Genomic DNA, 23663 nt, shown 5'->3' with positions numbered 1-23663 from the left:
TTGCGGCTTTGTGCCCGGTGGTTTGCCGGGGGCAACTGACAGTCTCTGCACCTTAAGGCCCGGGATACCCACTCATAAGCGGGTATCCCGGGCCTTTGTGTATCGGCGTGTGTCGTTTACTTGTGGATACTCGCCACCTTGGCACCGGTGACTGCAATGAGGTCTTGGGGGGAGAGTTCGATTTCAAGGCCCCGTTTGCCCCCGCTGACCATGATGGTGGGGTGATCCATGGCCTGGGCATCCAGGAGCAGGGGAATGCGTTTTTTGTGGCCCACAGGGCTGATTCCGCCGGTGATGTACCCGGTGGCCCGTTCCGCCTCTTTGGGGTCGGCCATGGCCGCTTTTTTGGCCCCTGCCGCCTTGGCCACGTGCTTCAGGTCCGTGAGCCCGGTGACCGGGACAATGGCGCCGCAGAGGTTTTTCCCCACTCCGTCCAGGGCCACAATGATGGTCTTGAAGACCCGCTCGGCCGGAAATCCAAGCTTTTCCACGACCTCATCGCCGTAAGCCCCGGCATTTGGGTCGTGTTTAAAGCTGTGGACGGTATGTTTTATTTTCTTCTTTTTTAAAAGGTTGATTCCGGGTGTCAATGCAGTACTCCAGGTATGTTTTGTAATGTTTTGATATGTTGGCTTTTTTATGCAATGTGTTTTTTGTATATGCTGTGGGCGCCCCAGGCAATGGCTGCGACCATCAGCAGGATCCCCAGTGTTTTAAAACCACCTGCGATGAGGTGGTCTTTGTCCAGTAGCCCTGTTTCGGTGAGGATAAACTGCCAGTCATGGAACCCGTACGGCGAAGAGTGGCCCACGTTTCCACCCAAAAGCGGAAGGGTAAGGCGACGGGCATCGTCCACATAAGGGGCAATGTCCAGGCAGTTCTCCCCGATCCACCAGAGGCAGACCGATGCTCCGAAGGGGTCCCGCTGCTTGATCAGCAGCACGAGCAGGCAGATCAGGGGCATGAGGAGCTGGCCCAGGGTGCCGCCCAGGGAGTGGATCACCGGCCCGAAAGGCCTGAAGAGCAGGTGCCCGGCCTCGTGGAACGGGAGGTTCACGTTGTGAAGAAACGAATTTCCGGCCCCGCCGTCCACCAGGGGGATTGTCGCCAGTTTAAGTCCCCATACCGCGAGCAGGAGCAGCAATACGCCTTTGACCACCGCATAGACCTTCCCTTCAAACGCCCCTTCCGGCTCGTAAAACGTCACATGGGTATCTTCCCCATAGGCCTGGTGTCCCCCGTTGGTTTTGACGGGTTTTTGGGACGTATTTGAATCCGAGGCGATTTTAGCAAAGATTACCCCGCACCGCAGGCATTCCTGGGCGCTCGCCGGGTTCTCAAATTCGCATTTCGGACAGGTTTTTCTGGTTTTCATGGGGCAGGCAGCTCCTGATTGTTTTGGGGCACTTCATGTCGTGGTGCTTCTGGTGGCGTCGGCATACCGGGGCACGTTTTGTCGGGTGCGGCTCCCGCACCGTGGTCGGTTTCACCGTACTGTGGTGGTTCCCGAAAAAATTTGGTGCGCACGGCGCACCCTACGGGCCTCGGTGCTTCGGGCTGTGTCGGTTTATGCATCATGCCACTGTTTGGAACGTAACGCATGCTATCTTAATGGCGCTGGCTAAGCGTTTCGCTTCGGCTGTTTTTGAGGGGCACATTATCCCGTGGTGCTTCGGGTGGCGTCGGCATACCGAGGCACGTTTTGTCGGGGGCGGCTCCCGCACCGTGGTCGATTCCACCGTATTGTGGTGGTTCCCGAAAAAATTTGGTGCGCACGGCGCACCCTACGGGCCTCGGTGCTTCGGGCGGTATCGGGTTTTGGTTCATGCCGTTGTTTGGAACGTAACACAGGCCTTCTTGGTGCCCCGTGCGTATCCTTATCCCTGTTTTTTCTATTCACTATTTACCACTCACCATTACCTATTTCCCCTTACCCTCCATCCCCACAACCTCCGCCATCGCCGTGGTGAGGGTGTGCAAATCGTCCGGCTCCATGACAAAGGGCGGCATCACGTAGACCAGCTTGCCGAAGGGGCGGACCCAGACGCCACGTTCCACGAAGCGGGCCTGGATAACGGCCATGTCCACGGGGTCGGTGAGCTCCACCACGCCGATGGCGCCCAGGACGCGCACGTCGGCCACTTGGGGCAGGTCTGCAAGGGGCATGAGCCCGGCTTTGAGGCCGGCTTCGATGCGGTTGACCCGTGCCTGCCAGGGGGAGTCCAGGAGCATCTGGGTGCTGGCCAGGGCCACGGCGCAGGCCAGGGGGTTGCCCATAAAGGTGGGGCCGTGCATGAAGTTGGGCGGGTTGCCGCTGCTGATGGTTTCCGCTACTTCGGCCGTGGCCAGGGTGGCGGCCAGGGTCATGTACCCGCCGGTGAGGGCTTTGCCCAGGCAGAGGATATCCGGTGTGACCTCCGGGTGCTCCAGGGCGAAGAGCTTACCGGTGCGGCCGAAGTTGGTGGCAATCTCATCGAAGATGAGGAGGAAGCCGTAGCGGTCGCAGAGCTCCCGGAGTTTTTTCAGGAAGAGGGGAGAGTAGATGCGCATGCCCCCTGCGCCCTGGACCACCGGCTCGATGATCACGGCGGCGATCTCGTCTTTGTGGCTCTCCATGAGGGCCTCTAACGCCCGGATCTCTTCGTCTGAGGGGGCTTCGTCAAAGCGGGCGGCCGGTGCAGGCGCAAAGAGGTGCTTGGGCAGAACCCCTGCAAAGATGTCGTGCATGCCGTTGACCGGGTCGCAGACGCTCATGGCCCCGAAGGTGTCGCCATGGTAGCCGTTCATGAAGCTCAGGATGCGGTTTTTGCCCTTTTTGCCTCGGGCCATCCAGTACTGGAAGGCCATTTTCAGGGCCACCTCTACGGAGACGGAACCGGAGTCGCAGAAAAAGATGCGCTCCAGAGGATCCGGGGTGATGGAGAGGAGGAGCCGTGCCAGCTCCACCGCGGGCTGGTGGGTGATACCTCCGAACATTACGTGGGACATCCTCTGTGACTGAGCGGCGAGCACCTGATTGAGGACCGGGTTGTTGTAGCCGTGGATCACGGCCCACCAGGAGGACATGCCGTCGATGAGTTCCCGGCCGTCTGAAAGGGTCAGCCGAACGCCGTCGGCCGAGGCCACCTCGTAGGCGGGAAGTGGGTTTTTCATGGAGGTGTAGGGATGCCAGATATGCCTGCGGTCAAATTCAATAGAATCCATAGGTACCATTCACAATCGAAGATAAGGGTTGATAGGTTTTCTGCGTGCATTTCCGACGGGGATGCGGGTGATTTCCAGAATCGTGTAGTATGCCGCCGTCATTGCCGTTGCTGCCACGGAAAAGATGAAAGAACAAGGTGATGGTGGCCGTTTGCATGTTTCATTCATCCAAACGCAAACCGCCCTTCACGCTGAACGTGAAGGGCGGTTTTTAACCTATTGGAATGAATGGGTCTTATGCATCCTTTTTAGGTCGCATCTGGTACCGCTTCTGCTGGGAGAGGATGGCCTTTCTCAGGCGGATGGAGACGGGGGTAACCTCCACCATCTCGTCATCACGGATGAAGTTGATGGCCTGCTCCAGGGTCAGGGGCTTCACCGGGGTGCAGACTACGTTGTCGTCTTTGCCGGAGGCGCGCATGTTGGTGAGCTTTTTCTCTTTGCAGGCGTTGACATTGATGTCGCCCTCTTTGTTGTGCTCACCGATGATCATGCCTTCGTAGACGGGAACTCCCGGGGGGATGATCATGCGGCCGCGGGGCTCCAGGTTGAAGAGGGCGTAAGGCACGGACTGGCCTTTTCGGTCGCAGACGATGGAGCCGGTGTAACGGGTGGGGAAGGTTCCCCTGAAGGGCTCGTATCCCTGGAAGATGGAGTTCATGATACCGGTGCCCTTGGTGTCGGTGAGGAACTCGTCACGGTAGCCGATGAGGGAGCGTGAGGGGATGGAGAACTCCATGTTCACACGGCCTCGGCCGTTGTTGGTGAGGTTGATGAGCTTGCCCTTTCTGAGGGAAAGCTTTTCGGTGATCACGCCCATGAAGTTTTCATCGCAGTCCACGTAGACGTTCTCGATGGGCTCGGTGCGGACCCCGTCCTCTTCCTTGAAGATAACCTCGGGACGACCCACGCAGAGTTCAAAACCTTCCCGGCGCATGGTTTCGATGAGGATGGCCATCTGGAATTCACCGCGGCCCTTGACCATGAAGCACTCGCGGTCGTCGGTGAGCTCCACCTTCATGGAGACGTTTTTCATGGACTCTTTTTCGAGGCGGTCCAGGATCTTGCTGGACTGGACAATCTTGCCCTCCTGGCCGGCCAGGGGCGAGGTGTTGATGGTAAAGCGCATGGCCACGGTGGGCTCGTCCACGGTGACGCGGGGGAGGGCCACGGCGTTGTCCATCTCGCAGACCGTATCTCCAATCTGGATCTCTTCGATGCCGGAGATGACGGCAATGTCCCCTGCGGCTACGGTCTCGGTCTCGCTGATGCTGAGCCCGTCGTAAATCTGAACCTTGGTGACCTTGATGCGGACGGCTTTGCCCTCTTCGTTGATGTAGACCAGGGGCGTTTTGGTGGACAGGGGCCTGTTGTAGACCCTGCCGATGGCCAGTCTGCCCAGGTAATCAGAGTACCCGAGGTCGGAGATGAGGATCTGCAGGGGTTTCTCCGAGTTGATCACCGGTGCGGGCAGGTCGTTGACGATCCTGGTGAACAGGGGCGTGAGGTCGGTGCCCTTTTCTTCCAGGGTATCCTGGGCGATGCCGTCCCTGCCGATGGCGTAGAGGACGGGGAAGTCGAGCTGCTCGTCGGTGGCGTCCAGGTCGATGAAGAGGTCGTAGATCTCGTCGAGTACCTCGTCGGGGCGGGCATCGGCGCGGTCGATCTTGTTGATGGCCACAATGACTTTAAGGCCTGCTTCCAGGGTCTTTTTCAGAGCAAGAGCAGATTCGGGAAGGGGGCCTTCGGAGGCGTCCACCAGCAGAATGGCACCGTCTACCATGGAGAGGGCACGCTCCACCTCGCCGCTGAAGTCGGCGTGGCCGGGGGTATCGAGGATGTTGATACGGGTCCCGTTCCAGTTGACGGAGCAGTTTTTGGCGGAGATGGTGATACCGCGTTCCTTTTCAAGGTCCATGCTGTCCATGAGCCGGTCTTCCACTTCCTGATCTTCGCGGAACAGGCCGCTCTGACGGAACATGGCGTCCACGAGGGTGGTTTTGCCGTGGTCAACGTGGGCAATGATGGCGATGTTTCTGATGGTGTTACAGACTGTCATGTGTGGGTCTTCCTCTTGGTTGATGGTTCTTCACAATGCCAACACTACGATGCTTCGCCGCCGGAAGAAATCTGCCGGAGACCTCTGTGGGGGGTGTTACGGAACCATCATATGTCAAGCCGAAACCGGCTGTTGGGCATGGGTGCTCCCTGGTATCGGGGGGGAGCCTGTGGGGGCAACGCCGAGATCCGGGGTTTTTTTAGAATACACAGATATTCAAACAATTGCGGCTCATCACATACTCATATTTTGCCACAGAAACAACCGAAAAAGCGATGGCGACTCATTTTTTCGGGGGGCGCTGCCTGTGAAAATGCCGGGGCTCCGCATGCCAGGCAGAGGAGGGGCAAGGGCACAAAGGTGCTGAACGTGTGCTTTTTCCGGCCCGGGGACACTGTCTGAACGGTTGAAAATCGCGGGGTGATGCTCTATATTCTTTTTTCCCGGTTTGAATCCCCGGAAACGCCCCAGGCGGCTTTTCGGGGCTTGTGTTGAACTGTAAGATACGGAGTGGTGAAACATGGAATATGCACGTACCGCCGATGAACTGGATGCCCTGGTGGAGGCCAACCCGGACCGATTTCCCACGGAATTCATTGAGGAAGGCTCCCTTGCCGACGTTTTAATGAAAAAACACACATACAAAGAGCTGGCCACCATGGTTCAGATGCCGGCAGATCCCGGGCAGATGAAAGAGTGGGACCTGACGGAAGACCAGTGGACCGAACAGGTGACCCTTGCATGGCTTGCGTTCAAGCACGAGCATTCCCTTTAAACCTGGCACCGAAGGATTCGCCGGATCGTGAAAAAGACCGAAAAAAAAAGAGAGCATGAGGCCGATGTGCCGTTCTGGGAGAACACTCCCCTGTCCCGGATGACTCGGAAACAGTGGGAATCCCTCTGCGACGGGTGCGGCCTCTGCTGCATGGAGAAGCTTGAAGACGCCGATACCGGTGTCATTTATGTGACCTCCGTGGCCTGCCGATACCTGGACCTTGAAAGCTGTAGGTGTCGGATTTACGAAAACCGCACGTACATCAACGATGTGTGTGTGGAGTTGATGCCCGGCTCTGTGGAACATTACCACTGGCTGCCGGAAACCTGCGCCTACCGAAGGATCCTGGCCGGCAAGCCTCTTCCTTCCTGGCACCCCCTTATTTGCGGGAGTGCAAAGCAGATGAAGAAAGCCGGTGCCACGGCCAGTGACAGGGCCATCTCCGGTGAATCCATCCATCCCGATGACCTTTACCGGTTTATCGACTACGAAGTGCCGTCGAAGTGATCCCAACGCCCCTGTCAAAAGGGGCTTGGTCCTTCGGATTTTCCCGCCTGTTTTTTTACGCTTTTTTTTATGTCCGTTCCCCTCTCTTTCCCTTGCATCTCGATAATTTGTGACTAATTTATGACATGGGAAATCTTCAGGGTTTCCCCATGTAACGCAATGGCAGTGGCGGTGTGGCTGTCACAGAAGGGTTTTGTGGCGGTGCCGTTTCCGCCCCTGCTTGACAGGGCAGGTGGGCTATGATGGAGCGTGTGATAGAACGGCAAAACAACATCAGTTTTGTAAAATCAACAGCAGCAGCATGGGCCTTGGCGTCTTTGCTGCTTTTTTTGGCCCATATTCTGGGGGGGCCTCTTTTTTCCATTCCGGCTGCGGTGGGGGGGCTGCTGGCCTACCATCTGACGCCGAGGATCTCTCCGGCCGTGGTGCTTCGATTTTACAGAGGGGTTCCGGTGACGGAGTTCCAGATGCCGGGTTTGCATCGTCTGGTGAAGGACCTGGCCACGGATGCACGGCTCACCAATGCCCCGGAAATCTGGATTTTACCCAGTGCACGGTCCATTGCCTTTGTGACGGGAGACCGGCAAAGCTCCGCCATTGCCTTGTCCAGGGGGATCCTTGACGCCCTGACCAGGGATGAACTGGCAGGGGTTGTGGCCCATGAGCTGAGCCATGTGGCCCATAACGACAGCCGCATCATGTGGTTTTCCGAAATCACGGTGAAAATGGTCAATGTGCTCTCCATCATCGGGCAACTGATGGTGCTCATCAATCTTCCGGCCATCTTTGCAGGGGAACGGGAGGTCTCCCTTCTCCTTCTGGCCGTTGTGGTGACGGCCCCTGTGGCGGCGCTGCTGCTTCAGCTGCACCTGCTGCGGACCCGGGAGTTCGCCGCCGACACTGGTTCAGCCAAGCTGCTGGGGTCACCAAGGCCCCTGATCCAGGCGTTGCGGAAACTTGAAGGCGGTCGCTCTCCGTTGCTTATGCGCTGGGTGGCCGGCCGCAGGGAGCAGCGCGGCCATACGCTGTTGCGCACCCATCCACCGGTTCGGGAGCGGATCTGTCGGCTCAAGCGGTTGGAATCGGACCCTCGGTGGCAGAGGACCTACACCCCGGTGACGGAACAGGAGCTCGTGGAGATGCTCCTTCCGGGCCACGGGGCAAAGGTGGTGGTGTTGAGGGATCGTGAGGGGGGATAGTGAATAGGGGGTAGTGAATAGGGAATGGGGAATAGGGAGAGAGCGCGTTTTCTGTCGGTTCGAAGATTTTGGGGCGTTTTTGTTTGGCAGGGCCTAAGCCATCTGTCATGGGCACTACTCACTACTCACCACTCACCATTAACTCTGAGTGACGTAGGGTGCGCTTGCGAACCGTCGAAGAACCGTAACGGTCATAAAACCCATCTGCGGGTGACCTGCACGCAGCATAAACGTGTCAAAAGACGTTGGTTTCATCAAACAGATGGCGCAAGCACACCCTACAGGATGTCACATAATAAGCTGTTAAAGCCACTCTGGCATTCTGAGGTAAATTGGGCTGCATACGTACTGTCAATTGCCCTTCTATGTGTCGAAAAATGGACCATTTCCCCTGTTTCACCACTCACTAAAACACCCAATCCCCGGATCCGGTTAAGGCACGCCACCTGGCCATGGCCGTGTGGTCCGAAAAGGCCACGGGAAACATCTCATCCGCAAAGGCGGCCATGGCTTCCTGCCAGGCTTTGAGCGACGGGCTGTCCGGTGCGTCGATGACGGCGCCGTCGGCGTCGCTGAGGGTTTCCAGGTCTTCCCGGCTGGGAAGAGTGTCTCCTTTGAAGCGTTTCAAGGTGCGTCCCATGGGGACGGAAAGAGGACGCGGATCTTCGCTGACCAGTGTGCAGAGGATGGCTCGGTTGCCGGGGCGCTGGTCCAGCAGAGCCAGGTCGTTGTCCAGAAAATGGGGCCGGGAAAGGGGGAGGTCGGTTACGATCTGTAACGCATTGGGAAGGTTTTCAGGCTCGACCCAGATGATTTCAAGCGGTGTGTGCGGGTTGTGGGCGACACAGGCCTCAAGGATGCCAAAAACCGTTGCCTCGTCCGTCACCTCGGGGGTGATGACCACCTGATAGGGGGCGGAGAGCCGGGGGGCGGTAAGGCGTGCCTCGTCTGCGGTTGTCTCCGTTGTCACCACAAAGGTGGCGATGAGTTCCCTGCTGTCCGGGTTGATATGACGGTGGGCAGGCAGGTTGCCGGATGTCCAGGAGAGGTCCACCTCAGGGGGCGTGATCAGGTCCATGTCCAGCAGGGACTCTGCCCAGTCCAGGGCCAGGGTGATCTCATCGGGCTTGAAGCCCGGGGTCTCGATGATGGTGTACGGAGGCTTGTCCTGGTACCGGAGCCCCAAGGCTTCACTCTCCTTTCGGAAGGCGGTGCCCGGGAGCAGTGCAAGGGGGAAGACCTGCATGTCGTCGTCCAGGCCGTTTTCCTTTACAAAGCCCAGGGAGCGCGAGAAGCTGGCGAGGTCATCGCCGGGGAGGCCGATGATGAGGTCCACCGTGGAAAGGATTCCGTGGTCCTTGAGATGGTTCACCCCGTCGATGAACCGTGTGAGGTCTGTCTTGCGACCCATGAGTTTCTGGGCCTGGGGGCAGGTGGACTGAAGGCCGATTTCAAACACGGTGAACCCGGCTTCGGCAAACAGCTCCGCGGCCTCGGCGTCGATCCATTCGGCGCGTATTTCGCTGCGCAGGGAGAGGCGTTTGTCCGGGTTGAGCTTTGCGATCTCTTTGAGCAGCTCTTTGAGCCCGGGGCGGGCGTTCAGTGACGGGTCCAGGAGATAAAGCTCCTTGACCCCTTTTTGTACGGCCCAGCCGATCCCTTCGAGCACCTTGTCATCGGAGAGAAAGGTGAGGCCTTTGCGGGCTTTGTTGTAGTAGCAGAACTTGCACCCGTAGGGGCAGCCTCGCTGGGTCTCCAGGAGCATGATCTCTTCCGGACCGGGGTCGAGGAGCTTTTCCATGTACGGGTTTTTGGCGTCCATGAAAAACTCCGGGGCGCAGCCGAAGGCCTCTTTTTGCTCCCAGAATTCCGGTTCATTCAAAAGCCTGACAAAGATCTCTTCCCCTTCGCCGTACACACGGAAATCAATGGCCGGATGGCGGGTGAGCTCATTATCGGCCGTTACCTCGGGACCTCCGGCCACGATGCGCGTTCCGCACCTTTTTTTGACCTCTTCGGCAAGGCGCAGGGAGCGCTCCACGTTCCAGCAGGTGAGGGTCAGCCCGAGGATATCGGGGCGCTTCCGGCAGATCTCTTCCAGAATAACGGTATCCCCTCCATGGGTGGCCAGGGGCTCGGGGAAGATTTCCACGCGGGCGTCGGTATGGGCCTCGGCTGCAAGTTTCAGGCAGGCGGCCCCCAAAGGAGTTGGGCGCCGACCTGGTGCCTGGGAACGGGAAGTTGGACAAGAAGGGTATGGGGCATGAAAAAGCCTTGGGATCCTGGGGTTAAAAAAAGAGAACATATGCGTTTTTTTGCCGGTCTGGTATGACAGTGGGGTTTCTATCAGAATCCGGGGATGCTATAAAGAGCGTTTTTTATCCTAAGATCGTGTAATCAGGAGTTGTATGAAGACAGAGCAGATATCCATTCCGGGGCGTGGCGGGTCCCCAGCCCCTTCCCATCGGTCACTTGTCCAGGGCCATGATGAATTTCGGTTTTTCACGTCTGGTGCTCGTGAACCCCCAGTGCAACCATTTGTCCATGGATGCCCTGCGAATGGCGGTAAAGACAAAGCGGATCCTTGAGGAAGCCGTGGTGGTGGATACCCTTGCCGAAGCTCTGGAAGGGGTTCACTACGCCTTTGGCACCACCCGGCGCTTTGGCAAGTACCGAAATGTTTTCTACACCCCGGATGAGCTGGCGGAAAAGCTCCACCCCAAAGGCGACGAGGTCAAAGCCGCCCTGGTCTTCGGACGGGAAGACAAAGGCCTGAAAACCGAAGAGCTTGACCTGTGCCAGTATTTCATTACCCTCCCCACGGACGAGGCCTATCCCTCCATGAACCTTGCCCAGGCCGTCACCGTCTGCCTGTACGAGGTCCGTAAACGCTTTGCCGGGCCCACCCCCGAAGGCATCGATACCCGGGTCCCCGCCACCAACGAATCCCTGGAACGCATGCTCCGCCACATGCAGCAGACCCTTCTTGATATCGAATATTTAGACCCCTTAAGCCCCGATCACCTACTCCGTACCTACCGCCGCCTCTTCGGCCAGAGTGACATCACCGAACGTGAGGTCAATATCCTTCAGGGCCTCTGGAGCCGCATCGACTGGACGGAGAGCGAGCGGTTGAAGTGGAAGAAGATGGTGGAAGAAGAATAGGGAATAGCAAATTCGGTGTTTTTTTTGTTGGCTCCACGGGGTGTTGTAGGGTGCGCCGTGCGCACCGCAGGCGATTCAAGACCCGGAATTATCCGATTTCATAAGGACATGTGATTGACCCAAAGCCGGTGGTTTGCGTTACGTAAATCGGTGCGGGAGCCGCACCCTACGCTTCGCAGCCCAGGCGGGACCGGGGGGTCCGTGGGGACAGGGAATCGTTTTCGCCATGGCGGCAAAAGGCCGTTGTCCCGTAGGGTGCGCCGTGCGCACCGTCGATTACCAAAGAAAGCGGATGGGTTACGGCGCATTGCAATGGCGTTGGCTGTGGCCAAAGCCGATGGCTCCGCGTACCGTTTTGCGGTGCGGGAGCCGCACCCTACGCTTCGCAGCCCAGGCGGGACCGGGGGTTCCGTGGGAGGGAATCGTTTTCGCCATGGCGGCAAAAGGCCGTTGTCCCGTAGGGTGCGCCGTGCGCACCGTCGATTACCAAAGAAAGCGGATTGGTTACGGCGCATTGCAATGGCGTTGGCTGTGGCCAAAGCCGATGGCTCCGCGTACCGTTTTGCGGTGCGGGAGCCGCACCCTACGCTTCGCAGCCCAGGCGGGACCGGGGGGGCCGTGGGGACAGGGAATCGTTTTCGCCATGGCGGCAAAAGGCCGTTGTCCCGTAGGGTGCGCCGTGCGCACCGTCGATTACCAAAGAAAGCGGATGGGTTACGGCGCATTGCAATGGCGTTGGCTGTGGCCAAAGCCGCTGGCCTCGCGTACCGTTTTGCGGTGCGGGAGCCGCACCCTACGCTTCGCAGCCCAGGCGGGACCGGGGGGGCCGTGGGAACAGGGAATCGTTTTCGCCATGGCGGCAAAAGGCCGTTGTCCCGTAGGGTGCGCCGTGCGCACCGTCGATTACCAAAGAAAGCGGATTGGTTACGGCGCATTGCAATGGCGTTGGCTGTGGCCAAAGCCGATGGCTCCGCGTACCGTTTTGCGGTGCGGGAGCCGCACCCTACGCTTCGCAGCCCAGGCGGGACCGGGGGTTCCGTGGGGACAGGGAATCGTTTTCGCCATGGCGGCAAAAGGCCGTTGTCCCGTAGGGTGCGCCGTGCGCACCGTCGATTACCAAAGAAAGCGGATGGGTTACGGCGCCTTGCAATGGCGTTGGCTGTGGCCAAAGCCGATGGCCTCGCGTTACGTTTGCGGTGCGGGGGCCGCACCCCACGGGATGTCGCCCGGTCGGGGTTCTTCGAAAGCATAATAAAAGCCGCTGGAGATTCTCCAGCGGCTTTTTGTTTTCTGTCAGAGGCCCGTGACCAAAATTACCTATGGCCTATTGCCCCCATAACCTTTTTCTTACGCTTTTTCACACGCTGCCACCGTGTGCTTGCAGAGCACCGATGTGGTTACTGAGCCGACCCCTGCGGGGACCGGAGAGATGCGGGCAACGATGGGCTCTACGTTGGCGTAGTCCACATCGCCGCAGTATTTGCCGGGGTTTTCCGGGTCGGCGTTGATGCCGACGTCGATGAAGGTCTGACCGGCTGCGGCGGCGTCGGCTTTGACGAGGCGGGGGACGCCGGCGGCGGCCACGATGATGTCCGCCTCTTTACAGACGTCGGCGGTGGTGACGCCTTCAAGGCGTTTGGCAAGGCTCATGGTGCCTTCTTTCAGGGCAAGCTCGTCCACGCACAGGGTGCCTGTTTCGTCGATGTAGCAGGTGGTGACGGCGGCACCGGCTTTGAGGAGAAGGTAGGAGACGGGTTTGCCCACCACGGCTCCCTGGCCGATGACCACGCATTTTTTGCCTTCAAGGGGCACGTTGTAGTGGGCCAGCATGTCCATGCAGGCTGTGGGGGTGCAGGGGGGGAAGCCGGAGCCGTTGCCTGCAAAGAGTTTATCGGCGCTGATGGGGCTCAGGCAGTCCACATCCTTTTCCACGGGAATCAGGCTCTTGATTTTGTTCTCGTCCAGGTGGGAGGGGAGGGGGGCGAACATGAGGATACCGTGGATGTCGGTGCGGGCACCCACATCGGAGACAGCCTTTTCAAGGTCGGCCTCGGTGATGGCTTCATCGTGCTCAAACACCTCGTACTCCATGCCCACGGCCGTGCAGGTTTTTTTGGCGCCCCCTTCATAGAACAGGTCGTCGGGGCGGGCACCCACGCGGATGATTCCGAGCTTCGGTGTGGTTCCTTTGGTTTTGAGAGCGGTCACTTTGTCCGTCAGGGAGGCCTTGATGGCATCGGCCACGGGTTTGCCTGTTAAACGTTCTGCCATGTCTGTCGTCCTTTCCGGTCTCCAGAAATAAAGGAGCCCATGTGAAATTGATTCCTGTAAAACAAGAGAAGAATCCTTGCTTGACGCAGCGGCTCCCTTGTGTGACGGTCTACGGGCAGGTGCGGTGCCCGAGCAGGGAGTCGTTTTGTATGGTCTGCATCGGGCCCCGCTGTAGACGGCGGGCGCTTTGTCCCGCCGTGTGTTGCCAGGGCCCGTTGCGTTATTTCGTCAGTTTTTCCATCACGATCTCAAGGGTGTCGTCCGCATCCACTGTCCCCTGCTCCATGAGGATGTCCATTTCGTTGCGGGTGGCCGCAAGGTAGTCTTCATCCTTAATGGAGTTCAGGTTGATGATGACGTTGAGCTGGGCGGAGATGAGGGCCGCTTTGAGAAAGGCCACGCCGCAGCCCACATCGGAGACGGCCATGACCGTGCCGATTTCACCCATGCGTTTGTGAATGGCGATGCCTTCGCAGGCCTTTCGCATGATCTGCATGGGGACGCTGCACGCTGTTTTGCAGCAGGACTCGATGGTCTCGGCCTTGATTGCCGCCTCTTCCGGGGTGGCTTTGGGCAGGCTGTAGGCTTTGGCAAGGGGCTTGAACACCTCGGCGTCCGCGTCGATGAGGGCCAGGAGTTCCCGAATGACAACGTCGCCTTTTTTCAGGAGTTCCAGAACTTCACCTTCCACATCCTGATACTTCTTCTTGCCTGTGGTCAGGTTGCCCACCATGTTGGAGAGGGCCATGCCGACGGCACCGCCCAGGGCTGCAGCTCCGCCGCCTCCGGGAATGGGGGCTTTGGATGCAAGTTGTGAGAGAAATTCTTTGGATGAGAGTTCGGCCATGGACATAACGGCAGGTTACCTCCCTGAAGTGTGAAGGGCACGTGTTTCGGGCACGCTTTGCGCACATGACGACGGACATCTTTTTTGCCGTCGTAACATCCGGTTTTGCCGTGGCAGCACCACCTCGCGGTATGCGCAATGGTATTGCTTCAGGCCCGAAATCAAACCCTTATGGAAGAAATTAGAGTAAGTATATGGCAGTCATGTAATCGAGTGATCCCAAATCCGCCCTGATGAAGACAAATCGTTGCAGATAGTGGTGTATTGCTTTGACTATTACTTGTTGAGCAATGCGATACTATCTACGAAACAGGACAGGATAAATTTAACTTGATATACCTTCTGTGCCGAAATTTGTCAAAAAGAATATATCTAAATAAGGAAAAAACGGTTTGACGCAAGGCTGAGTAATCTTGATCATTTTCCTATAGATGTATCCTTGGGAGACTATCAAGCCCGCAAAAAATGGCTTGCGGCCGAGTCATCCGAAGGCGGTGGCCACAGCGCAATGTGGCCGACCTGGGGGTGTCTTTTCGGACGGTTCAGGAAGGAGGCTTTTGGCCTTCCCGTTGGATTTGCCGGATGCGCTGGAGCAATGGGGGGTGGGAGTGGTTCAGGGCCACGTGAAGCGGGTGGGGGTTGAGGTTGGACAGGCTGGTCTTGTGAAGGGCCTTGAGGGAGGAGACAAGGGCGCCTGAAAGACCGGAGGTTCGCACCGCGTAGGCATCGGCCTGATATTCGTTGGCTCGGGACCATGCCTGGAGCGGAAAGCCCAGGAGAAATTCCACCGGCGTGTACAGAAGGGAAAAGAAGATCAGGCCGGTGTACACCTCGATGGTGGGCATGAAAAAAGCGTCATGCAGGGGGCGAAAACTCAGGGCCAGGGAGAGGAGATAAAAGAGCACGCCGGTGTGGGCAATGGCGATGAGCAGGCCGTTACGGATGTGCCGAAGCTTGAAATGCCCCATCTCATGGGCCAGGACCGCAAGGACTTCATCGGTGGACTGGTTGTTGACCAGGGTGTCGTAGAGGACGATGCGCCGGAACTTGCCGAACCCGGAGAAAAAGGCGTTGGCTTTGGTGGATCGCCGGGAGCCGTCCATGACGAAGATCTTCTGCAGGGGGAACCCGATGGTGTCCGCATAGGCCATGATCCGTGATTTCAGGTCCCCCTCCTCAAGGGGCGTAAAGGTGTTGAACAAGGGCATGATCCAGGTGGGGACGATGATGTTGACCCCCAGCATGAACAGGGTGACCACGGCCCAGCAGATCAGCCAGGCCGTATCGCCCGCATGCTGGAAAAAGGCAAGGATCCCCGCAAGCAGGGGGGCACCGATGGCAAGGCCAACAAGCAGCCCCTTGATTCGGTCCAGGACAAAGGTTTTGAAGGTGGTTCGGTTGAATCCGAAACGCTCTTCGATGACAAAGGTGCCGTAGAGGTCAAAGGGGAGACCAAACAGGGACTTCAGGGCTCCGAGGAGGGCAAAGGCCGCCAGGCCGGTGAGGACCGGGCCGACGTTGAGCGCCCTGACCAGGCGATCCAGAAAGGGGAACCCCTGGAAAAACCAGAAGAGAAGAAAAAGGCTCAGGGAGAGGAGGCTCTGGAGCCACCCCATCTGCGTGCGCGCCTTGAGATAGGCTTTGGCTTTTTGCCCTTCTTCTGGGGAGTAGAGGTCGTCGAGTTCAGGGGGGATGACTTCGGCGCCGCGGAGGTTAAGGGCATCGGCAACCATGTGGGTCAGGGTTTGGGTCAGCAGGGCGAGCAGTATAATCCAGGCGATCAAGTTCAAGGCGGCGTCCGTGTGCGTTGATGGGTGGCGAATAGAGTGAATCGTGAGCCGTAAACGGCCCCCGGTGCCGTGCCGGGGTGTTTATCACGTGCGTCCGGTCCCGGGGCGTCGGGCAACCCGATCCCCGGGACCGGACATGGCGATCACATGTCGGTTAGTTGGCTTTTTCCTGTTTCAGCAGCATGGCAAAGTCGGAGACCACGTAAGCACACTCTTCAAGGAGGGTGTCGTCGTCATCTTCTTTGTCGTCGGAGTCATCTGTCTCCTCGTTTTCCGCCTTGCGTGATGCGGTCAGGGCTTCGTAGTCCTTAAAGGGTTTTTCCCCCTGGGCTTTTCTCAGCTCGTTTTCAAGGTCGAGGAAAAAGGCTTCACTGCTCTCTTTTTCCGCCTTGCGGGTCTTTTCGTTGAGGGCAATGGTCTCTTTTTGCCGGAGGGTCTCCACGTATGTGTTGTAGCCCTTGAGGTATTTGAACTCAGCCGAAGCCTCGGTCCGTTTGTCGTGGCGCTCTTTGACACGGAGCACGATGGGCGTCAGGCTGGCCTGGTGGTATGGCTTGTAACGGATGGGACGGATGGTGTCCCAGGGAAGGGCTTCCGGAAGGGAGCTTTCCCCGGTCTCTTCCAGGTTGTACTCGGAAGGGAAGGAGATGTCCGGGTGGACACCCCGGTGCTGGGTGCTTGCCCCGGAGACCCGGTAGAACTTGGCGATGGTGAGCTTCAGCTGGCCGCTGTCCCGGTTGAGGTTGAGCAGGGACTGAACCGTTCCCTTGCCGAAGGTCTGGGTGCCCACGATGAGCCCGCGGCGGTAGTCCTTGATGGCGCCTGCAAAGATCTCCGAGGCCGAGGCGCTCATGCGGTTGACCAGAACGGCCAGGGGCCCGTCGTAGGTGATACCGGGCTCGGGATCCGGGTAGGACTCCACGCGGTTGCGGCGACCGCGTACAAGGACCGTGGGGCCTTTGTCAATGAACAGGCCGGTGAGGGCAGCGGCTTCGGTGAGGGCGCCGCCGCCGTTGTCCCGCAGGTCGATGACCAAGCCGTCGATGTTCTCTTCTTTCAGCTTTTTAAGGAGACGGCGCACGTCCTCGTCGCCTCTGTAGTCCGGGGCCCCTGCCTGGTGGGCGTTGAAATCCGCGTAAAAAGCGGGGATGGTGATGACCCCGATACGCCGAGTCCCCCCCTCTTCAAGGGGGATGTCCAGGACCTTGCTGCTGGCTGCCTGGTCCTCCAGCTTCACGGTGTTTCGGGTGATGGGGATTACCTTGCTCATGGCAGAGTCCGCGCTGTCCGCGGGAATGATCCGCAGGCGGACCACCGTCCCCTTGGGGCCGCGGATAAGCTGGACAACGTCGTCCAGGCGCCAGCCCACCACGTCGACGATCTCTTCGTTCTCCTGGCCCACGCCGATGATGCGGTCACCGGGCTTCAGGAGGTTTGATTTCTCAGCCGGTCCTGCTTTTACCAGGCTCACCACCTTGGTGTATTCGTTGTCCATCTGGAGCAGGGCACCGATGCCTTCAAGGGAGAGGCTCATGTGGATGTTGAAATCTTCCGACGCCCTGGGGGGAAGGTACTGGGTATGGGGATCGTAGAGCTCGGTGAAGGTGTTGATAAAGATGCGGTGCACGTCGCTGCTTTTCATCTGGCGTGACCGGTTCAGGCTGTTGGTGTATTTTTTGAGGAGGTTCTCTTCCGTCTTTTCAGACCCGGTATCCGACAGGCGCCTTGTGATGAGTTCGTTCTTAAGCCTGCGGCGCCACAGGTCGTCCAGGGCTTGTTTGTCTTCCGGCCACGGGCTCTCCTCCCGGTCCCTCAGGAGGGTCTCATCTTTGGTGAAGTCCAAGGTGTCGACCTTTGATTCCAGAAAATTGGCCATGAAAGCAAATCGCTCCACGGTCCGGTGCTGGTAGAGGTTGAAGATGTCGAAGGCGGGCTGGAGGTTGCCCTGGGCAAGGGCGTTGTCCAGGACGTATCGGTATCGCTGCATGGTGGCGATGTCGGCGGCGGTGAAGTAGGCTCTCCCTTTGTCCAGGGAGTCGATATAGTTGTCGAAGATGCGGCTCGACAGGTCGTCGTTGAGTGTCAGTTCCTGATAATGATGTCGTTTGAGGTTTGCGATGATGCTCACGCAGGTTTTATTGAACTCGGGAAGAGGCGCGAGGGTGATGTAATAGTCCTCTGCTGATATGGGCGCCTTGGTCTGCTGGGAGAAAACCGGCGTCGCAAACAGAAAGGACAGGGCAATGCAGGGGATCACCGCAAGGAAACGTTTTTTCATGGTTGCAGGGTATCCTTCGTCTGGGGGTCTGACAGGTAAGGGTGCGCCACCCAAGGGGGTGGCGCATGGGGCTTAGGTTGATGGCTGCGATGGAAAAATGTCTTCTACCGCCAGTCCCTGAATTTTGGACAGGCAATCTTCAAGGGCCTCGTCCGGTGTATCGCCGACCCCTTGATACTCGGATGATGCATGGATCATCACGAGGTTGGGGACAGCCAGAAAGCGCCCGACAAGGGTGCCTTCGATCAGTTCATGGACGTCAATGAAAAGCGATTTTCCGTTTCTCATCAGGTTGTAACGGGTGACGCGGGTTAACACATCTCCGGTTTGTAATGATTGCATAGTGCCTCCTTGGGAACCATAATTAACACAAAAGGGGGGGGCGGAGCGAGCCTTTTTGACTGACGCGGGCCTGGGGGCTGGGGATGCGGACCCTGGTTTGCAAGGAGGTTGAGGGGCTCTCAATGAATGGTTGAGACGACGTGTTGATATCCTACCATATTAATATATGTCTCAGTATACATGTTCGACCGCCCGATGGGAATGGTTCATCATGCTTCGATGATCATAATCCTGATATTTCATGAGTCGAGTGCGCTCATATGCAAGGCATCAGATCTGACTAATTAATTGCCCCAATGCTCTGATAACACAGAACATGGGTTCACTTGTTCTGCCTGAAGGGTGAGAAAATCGATGAATGATATTTTGAATTGTTTAACTGTCTGGATTTAAATCAATAGCCAATTGCAATGACGGGTTGTTGAATTGGCCTGGCCGTTTTTCATGTGATATTCGGGATAAGCCGTTGGCGTCCTGTTTGATTGGGGCGCCCCATGGCTTGGCTCCTGCTTTGTTAATTGATGCTCCGTTGATTTCGTTGTGGTATACTGAGCACCTACACACTTAAACCGGATAATTCACGAATCGCGTGAACGCATCTTCAAGGTATCGGGCTGCAGATGGCGTCGTTTGTTTCAATGCTTCGATATCACGGAGGATAGGCTCCCTTACGACTCCCCGGAAGGGTAAGGCAATGGAGCCGAAAGCAGCGGATTACATTTTGCATTTTTAACATGTCCAGATTTATCCTGAGTAACCAGCTGTAAAAATATCCTATTGATTTGGCCGGGGCGTTTTCCCGTGAAATATCCGGGCTAAAGATCCAAAGAGGGCAGACCATCCCGGGAAGGGGGCAGGGCAAGAAACGTGGCGGCAATAGATACCATTAAAACAGACCATCTCATCGGCCTGGAAGTTGGGTCGTCCACCATCGTCCGGGAGCATGCGCGGGGCGGGATGGCGGTGACTTCGGTTCCCTTACCTCAAGCGAACGCTCAAGCGGCGCATTGCCTTGAAAGTCCTCCCCAAGAGCCTGATCACACCCACTGCTGCGGAGTTGTTTCATCGGGAAGCCGAATCCGCGGCAGTCCTTTATCATCCGAATATCATTCCTGTCTATGAAGTGGGGGAGACCGACGAGTTCCTCTATTTTTCCATGCAGCTCGTGGAGGGGGACTCCCTGCTGCATGTCATGAAGTACTGCCCGGAAAGCAGGGTTCCCTCTCCAGGCGAACCCTCCCTGTCAAAACCGCCCTTGAAACGGGTATTCAGGTTCTCGACGCGCTGGATTACGCTCACTCGGAGGGGATCGTGCACCGGGATATCAAGCCAGGCAATATTCTTATGGAGAAGCGAAGCGGTCGACCCATCGTCCTTGATTTCGGGGTGGCCAAGGTGTTGAAAGAGGACACCAAGTCCAGGCGCGTGATCCAGGGAACGCCGGTTTACATGGCACCGGAGCAGATCATGGCCCGTAACGTCGATGGACGGTCAGACATGTACGCCTTTGGGGTTACCTTAAGTCAGTTGGTTGTTCCATCGCTGCCCTTTCCAAAGGTCGGCAGCGCCGTGGAGCTGATGAGGGAAAAGGTCAAACGCAAAGAGGGGATCTTTACGCGGCCCCTTTCGGAGTTGAACCCTCAGCTCGATGAACGGTTCGATGCCATGATTCAAAAGACCATGGCCTATGACCCGGAGGATCGGTACGCGTCCTGCGGAGAACTCAAAGAGGAGATGGCTGCCTGCCTTTCACAGCTACAGGACAGGCAGGGGATCAACAGGCGGGGTGACGAATGAAACGGAAAAATCCACAGAAAAAACAGATCGCCGATAAGATTGGCCGCAGCTTTTCCCTTCTTTTCAATCGCGCCCTCATGTACAAGACCAACCATCCCACCACGGTTCATTCTGCAGAGGAGTTCCATCGCGTGCTCCGGGCGGAGCTGGATAAGGTCTCAGCCATTGCCCTCGTCTTTCACCGGGGAGCCCTCTACGTGGATGAGGAAGCCCTGGACCCGAAGATCAATATTTCCAAAATTGCCGCAAGTTTCAAAGAGACCGGTGTGGAATCCATCTCTTTTGCCGCCGGTGTGTCCCTGGAGGATATCAATCTCCTGCTGGATATCCTGACGGACACCCAGCGCTTTGCCACCGCGGGCGCCATGAAAAATGCCCTGAAAAATCAGGGTGTTAATCTGGTGTCGGTCAATCATATTGTCTACCGGAAGGTGACCGAAGGAGAGACGGTTGTATCCAAAGCCGATGCCGAAGGCGGGCAGGGCGGGGTCTCACCGATTCAGACGTTTTTGATCGACAGGTTGATTGCCTCGGACACGGCCGGTGCCGGTACAGGGCTCTTTCGCGAGGTCTTCGGGGCCACCGAGGCCTGGGCCACGGAAGCCTTTGAAGGCGGGCTGGAGAGGTTGGAGGGTGAACTGGGTCAGCAGCTCGGCGGCCTGGACCACCAGGCTGTGGAAAAGCTGCTGAAGGGGCTGAATTATTTAAAGCGGGAGCTCCGCGAACGCGTGATATCCCGAAGGGCAGGAGGTGTTGAAGGAGCCCTTGAACACGGCCTTCTGGACAAAGCCGACTCCGTGACCGACAAGGTGATGCTGGATCTGATTCGCCGGGAGTACGGCAAGGGCGCTATCAGCATTGAGAGGCTTGCCCAGATTATCCAGAGGATCCTGCCTGATCCCGATGAGCTGGTCCGGCTTCTGCCCCGCATTGAGAGGGTGCTGCTGGATGAGGGCATGCCCCTGACCGATTTTATACGGCTTTCGGAGATGCTTCACGGGTATGAAGCGGGCAGGGACGTGATGGATGCCATCGCCGAAGGGGCGGAGACCATCGGGCTCCAGAGACAGGAACTCCTTAACGAGATCACCGACGACCCCCGGGGGGCTGCCGAGCTTATCTATCTTGCCTCGGAGATACGCAAGGCCCGTGGTGACGACGGCACCTTGACCGATGTTCTGGTGGAGTACATCGAACGCATCGGCGGTAAGATGGCCCTGGATGCCGTGGGAGAGGGGGGCAAAGAAGGGGAGGAACATCTCCAGGGGGTGATCGCCCGTCTGGAGCAGGATATCGTTCAGAACCTGAGGGGGCGGGGCATTTCATCCGAGGTGATGGATTCTGTTGTGAACCGGCTGAACGGACGCCTTGAAGGGTGCCTGAAAAAACTGGAGTCCGACTGGGAGTTTCGGACCCTTCCATCCGTAGGAGGCGGGTTCAAGGGAGACGCCACCAATGTGCTCTCCTATTTTGAAGAGACCATCGACAGCATGGAGGACCTTCAGTTTGTCCTGCAAAAAGCCAGGGAGTCTGTGCAGGAGCTTCGGGCCAAAGATGACAAGGTGCAGCAAAACGCAACACCTGAAGAGAAAGAGCCTGCATCGGATCCTCAGCCCGCCTTGCCCAAAGGCGTGTTGGGAAAGAAAAATACCTTGTACTTTATTGAAAAAGAGCTTCAGCGCGTTCGCCTTCAGCGTCGCCCTGTTCGAAATGATCGGGGCCAAGGTTTCCGTGCCCGTGTCAAAGGGAACTGTCAAGGCCATGGACATCACCACCGTTGTGCTGGAATCGTTCCGTAAGATCGTTCGGGACACCGATTCTCTGGGACTTCTCGGCAACAAGCGGTTTGCTGTCTTGATGCCCATGACCGATGACGAGGATGCCCGCATCGCCCTGAGGCGTCATCTCAAGGAGCTTCAGGCCATGGCGCTTAAGGTGGGCAATGTTGCCATCGACGCCACCTTTGCAGGGGCCGTGGCCGAGTATGACGTGGAAGAGGCTCCGAACCTGCGCAAGTTTGTACAGACTGCTGAAAACGCTCTGGAAGAGATGATCTTCAGGCTGCGGAACATTCAATCGCTTCTATAGCGAAAGGCGAATGGCAGATGGTGAGTGGTGAAAACGTGTGGCCCTTGTTGCTTCCATCCCCCATGCTTTGGAGCGCCGCACTCCAGTGCGGCACGAATGCCGACGCCCCTGCAAAAAGCCAAACCCATTCGCAGCATCTCGGTTCGGCTTATTTCATGGCGTTCCCAAACACTCCCCAAGGCTCGGCCCCCAGACATTCACTATATTAATGATGGAGCCACAGCCAACGCCATCCCCCCATCCCTTTTTTCCGCTTCCTCCCCCGTAGCACGTATTTTTCATTACAATGCGCCTATGGCCTATGGCCTACTTCACCTATCATCTGCTTTACCTGTTTCCCCTCCTTCATCCTGCGCTGTTCATCCCTGTAGATTTCAGCGATCCTGTCGATTTTCCGATACTGCCTTTCCAGCAGGTCTTCTGTAATGGTTCTGATCCCCCATTTTTTAAAATCGAGTTGAAGCCCATTGCCATTGGAGTCCTCGGCTCCTTCAAATTCGGCCAGGAACTCCCCGACGGATTTGAGAAGCCTGTGGATATCTTTGATGGCGTCACACAGGGCCGGGATTTCAGTCCCTGAGAATATATCGGAGGTATGCTGGGATTCCGTGGTGTTCATGGTTGGTCTCCTCTTCGGGCATCGTGTGCATCCGGCAGCCAATGTGCTGGCGAGGCCCGTTTGGCAGGAAGTTCGATTGTTGGCCGGTAAGAAGGCATGCCGCGCAGGGTAGGGGAGAGGGACACGAAGAAAAACGCAGGAAGAAGTAGAGGGTGTTTGTCAGGAAAATAGAAGTCGCTTCGTGTCCCTCGTGGCACATAGCCCGGCTCGCCCGGAGGGTGAGAAAACCGTGATTGAACGCTTTCTCGTGAAATCTCCGGGGGAGCCTTACCAGCCTGTGATTTACGCGCAGATGTCCATCGACGGTATGTCCGATCCATTCAGCAGGCCAGTCAGGGAGCGCAAGACGCGTAAACGGGTTTTGTTTTCCTTGTTAACCTTGCTGATGGCGGATTCCGGACAAACGTGCCTTGGTGAGCCTGGCAGGATATTCCTTCGTGAAAGTGAAACCGAAGGAAAATACCAGGTGCATCAGCACCCAACGGTACGCCTTTCCGTTATCCGGCGATCAGGAAATAAACGGTAACGGCCATTTGAAGCGGCAGTAAAGCCGGGTGCGTGATAGCGGGATTCCAAGGGGTGAGGAAAATACGACTTGAAAAGGGGGTGGGTGTGGTGTAAAAAATCGCTTAGCCATGACGACCTCCTGGTAAGGTTGTTTTGGTGAGGCCTGGCAGGATGTTCCCGCATCCTGTCGGGTCGCTACGTATATCGAATAATAA

Annotated in this window: 19 protein-coding genes; 8 read left to right on the top strand and 11 right to left on the bottom strand. The window is 57.4% G+C overall.

Translation table 11 applies throughout. From position 1 onward, the window contains the following. Positions 1-116: 116 nt before the first annotated feature. From ybaK to typA, 4 genes are all read right to left on the bottom strand, one after another. The gene (gene ybaK / locus ACOYW1_RS13160) at positions 117-590 is read right to left on the bottom strand and encodes a Cys-tRNA(Pro) deacylase (protein WP_180141468.1); all 474 of its coding nucleotides are present in this window, start codon (positions 588-590) and stop codon (positions 117-119) included. A 47-nt stretch (positions 591-637) separates the two neighbouring features. Further along, positions 638-1375, bottom strand: a complete 738-nt coding sequence (locus ACOYW1_RS13155; protein ID WP_482423148.1) for a zinc finger Ran-binding domain-containing protein — start codon at positions 1373-1375, stop codon at positions 638-640. A 545-nt stretch (positions 1376-1920) separates the two neighbouring features. After that, complete coding sequence (gene bioA / locus ACOYW1_RS13150; protein ID WP_482423147.1) at positions 1921-3204, bottom strand: adenosylmethionine--8-amino-7-oxononanoate transaminase; 1284 nt, start codon at positions 3202-3204, stop codon at positions 1921-1923. Positions 3205-3439: 235 nt separating this feature from the next. Then, positions 3440-5263, bottom strand: a complete 1824-nt coding sequence (typA, locus tag ACOYW1_RS13145; protein WP_482423146.1) for a translational GTPase TypA — start codon at positions 5261-5263, stop codon at positions 3440-3442. Between the two features lie 520 nt (positions 5264-5783). Between typA and ACOYW1_RS13140 the strand changes: the two genes are divergently transcribed. From ACOYW1_RS13140 to ACOYW1_RS13130, 3 genes are all read left to right on the top strand, one after another. Further along, positions 5784-6038, top strand: a complete 255-nt coding sequence (locus ACOYW1_RS13140) for a hypothetical protein (protein WP_482423145.1) — start codon at positions 5784-5786, stop codon at positions 6036-6038. Positions 6039-6065: 27 nt separating this feature from the next. Next, positions 6066-6545 carry a YcgN family cysteine cluster protein gene (locus ACOYW1_RS13135; protein ID WP_482423144.1) on the top strand — a complete coding sequence of 160 codons (480 nt, stop codon included), beginning with the start codon at positions 6066-6068 and terminating at the stop codon, positions 6543-6545. 308 nt (positions 6546-6853) lie between these two features. Next, complete coding sequence (locus ACOYW1_RS13130; protein ID WP_482416113.1) at positions 6854-7744, top strand: M48 family metalloprotease; 891 nt, start codon at positions 6854-6856, stop codon at positions 7742-7744. Positions 7745-8150: 406 nt separating this feature from the next. Here the strand turns inward: ACOYW1_RS13130 and ACOYW1_RS13125 are convergent, their stop codons facing one another. Next, complete coding sequence (locus ACOYW1_RS13125; protein WP_482423143.1) at positions 8151-9947, bottom strand: B12-binding domain-containing radical SAM protein; 1797 nt, start codon at positions 9945-9947, stop codon at positions 8151-8153. Positions 9948-10183: 236 nt separating this feature from the next. Here ACOYW1_RS13125 and ACOYW1_RS13120 point away from each other — a divergent pair, with 236 nt between their 5' ends. Further along, on the top strand, positions 10184-10909 hold the full coding sequence (locus ACOYW1_RS13120; RefSeq protein WP_482423142.1) for an RNA methyltransferase: 726 nt from the start codon (positions 10184-10186) through the stop codon (positions 10907-10909). Positions 10910-12256: 1347 nt separating this feature from the next. Here ACOYW1_RS13120 and ACOYW1_RS13115 read toward each other — a convergent pair. The 5 genes from ACOYW1_RS13115 to ACOYW1_RS13095 all read right to left on the bottom strand — a co-directional run bounded on the left by ACOYW1_RS13115 (position 12257) and on the right by ACOYW1_RS13095 (position 18437). Then, entirely contained in the window at positions 12257-13180 is a 924-nt protein-coding gene (locus ACOYW1_RS13115) for a bifunctional 5,10-methylenetetrahydrofolate dehydrogenase/5,10-methenyltetrahydrofolate cyclohydrolase (RefSeq protein ID WP_482423141.1), read from the bottom strand. A gap of 220 nt (positions 13181-13400) precedes the next feature. Continuing rightward, on the bottom strand, positions 13401-14033 hold the full coding sequence (locus ACOYW1_RS13110) for a cyclodeaminase/cyclohydrolase family protein (RefSeq protein ID WP_180141448.1): 633 nt from the start codon (positions 14031-14033) through the stop codon (positions 13401-13403). A 536-nt stretch (positions 14034-14569) separates the two neighbouring features. Continuing rightward, on the bottom strand, positions 14570-15817 hold the full coding sequence (locus ACOYW1_RS13105) for a M48 family metallopeptidase (protein WP_482423140.1): 1248 nt from the start codon (positions 15815-15817) through the stop codon (positions 14570-14572). A 154-nt stretch (positions 15818-15971) separates the two neighbouring features. Next, the gene (locus ACOYW1_RS13100; RefSeq protein ID WP_482423139.1) at positions 15972-18095 is read right to left on the bottom strand and encodes a carboxy terminal-processing peptidase; all 2124 of its coding nucleotides are present in this window, start codon (positions 18093-18095) and stop codon (positions 15972-15974) included. 72 nt (positions 18096-18167) lie between these two features. Beyond that, positions 18168-18437, bottom strand: a complete 270-nt coding sequence (locus ACOYW1_RS13095; RefSeq protein ID WP_482416119.1) for a hypothetical protein — start codon at positions 18435-18437, stop codon at positions 18168-18170. 1200 nt (positions 18438-19637) lie between these two features. Here ACOYW1_RS13095 and ACOYW1_RS13090 point away from each other — a divergent pair. The 3 genes from ACOYW1_RS13090 to ACOYW1_RS13080 are packed head-to-tail and all read left to right on the top strand — an operon-like array spanning position 19638 to position 22322. Continuing rightward, positions 19638-20234, top strand: coding sequence for a serine/threonine-protein kinase (locus tag ACOYW1_RS13090; RefSeq protein ID WP_482423718.1), 597 nt, complete (start codon positions 19638-19640; stop codon positions 20232-20234). After that, the gene (locus tag ACOYW1_RS13085) at positions 20231-22033 is read left to right on the top strand and encodes a hypothetical protein (protein ID WP_482423138.1); all 1803 of its coding nucleotides are present in this window, start codon (positions 20231-20233) and stop codon (positions 22031-22033) included. The genes ACOYW1_RS13090 and ACOYW1_RS13085 overlap by 4 nt, the downstream gene beginning before the upstream one ends. Then, positions 21996-22322, top strand: a complete 327-nt coding sequence (locus ACOYW1_RS13080) for a diguanylate cyclase domain-containing protein (RefSeq protein ID WP_482423137.1) — start codon at positions 21996-21998, stop codon at positions 22320-22322. The genes ACOYW1_RS13085 and ACOYW1_RS13080 overlap by 38 nt, the downstream gene beginning before the upstream one ends. Before the next feature lie 292 nt (positions 22323-22614). Here ACOYW1_RS13080 and ACOYW1_RS13075 read toward each other — a convergent pair whose 3' ends face one another. Then, positions 22615-22941, bottom strand: coding sequence for a hypothetical protein (locus ACOYW1_RS13075; RefSeq protein WP_482423136.1), 327 nt, complete (start codon positions 22939-22941; stop codon positions 22615-22617). A gap of 229 nt (positions 22942-23170) precedes the next feature. Between ACOYW1_RS13075 and ACOYW1_RS13070 the strand changes: the two genes are divergently transcribed. After that, positions 23171-23467, top strand: coding sequence for a hypothetical protein (locus ACOYW1_RS13070; protein WP_482423135.1), 297 nt, complete (start codon positions 23171-23173; stop codon positions 23465-23467). Positions 23468-23663 lie beyond the last annotated feature (196 nt).

The sequence above is a fragment of the Desulfoluna sp. CYM3A genome, from assembly GCF_056829965.1.
Note: the sequence above shows the minus strand (reverse complement) of the source record. Positions and strands in the feature narration are given on the sequence as shown.

Excerpts from the sequence above, each read along its gene's own strand:
- ACOYW1_RS13155 (WP_482423148.1), bottom strand. The coding sequence starts at position 1,375 with ATGAAAACCAGAAAAACCTGTCCGAAATGCGAATTTGAGAACCCGGCG.
- bioA (WP_482423147.1), bottom strand. The coding sequence starts at position 3,204 with ATGGATTCTATTGAATTTGACCGCAGGCATATCTGGCATCCCTACACC.
- typA (WP_482423146.1), bottom strand. The coding sequence starts at position 5,263 with ATGACAGTCTGTAACACCATCAGAAACATCGCCATCATTGCCCACGTT.
- ACOYW1_RS13140 (WP_482423145.1), top strand. The coding sequence starts at position 5,784 with ATGGAATATGCACGTACCGCCGATGAACTGGATGCCCTGGTGGAGGCC.
- ACOYW1_RS13115 (WP_482423141.1), bottom strand. The coding sequence starts at position 13,180 with ATGGCAGAACGTTTAACAGGCAAACCCGTGGCCGATGCCATCAAGGCC.
- ACOYW1_RS13110 (WP_180141448.1), bottom strand. The coding sequence starts at position 14,033 with ATGTCCATGGCCGAACTCTCATCCAAAGAATTTCTCTCACAACTTGCA.
- ACOYW1_RS13100 (WP_482423139.1), bottom strand. The coding sequence starts at position 18,095 with ATGAAAAAACGTTTCCTTGCGGTGATCCCCTGCATTGCCCTGTCCTTT.
- ACOYW1_RS13095 (WP_482416119.1), bottom strand. The coding sequence starts at position 18,437 with ATGCAATCATTACAAACCGGAGATGTGTTAACCCGCGTCACCCGTTAC.
- ACOYW1_RS13085 (WP_482423138.1), top strand. The coding sequence starts at position 20,231 with ATGAAACGGAAAAATCCACAGAAAAAACAGATCGCCGATAAGATTGGC.
- ACOYW1_RS13080 (WP_482423137.1), top strand. The coding sequence starts at position 21,996 with ATGGACATCACCACCGTTGTGCTGGAATCGTTCCGTAAGATCGTTCGG.
- ACOYW1_RS13075 (WP_482423136.1), bottom strand. The coding sequence starts at position 22,941 with ATGAACACCACGGAATCCCAGCATACCTCCGATATATTCTCAGGGACT.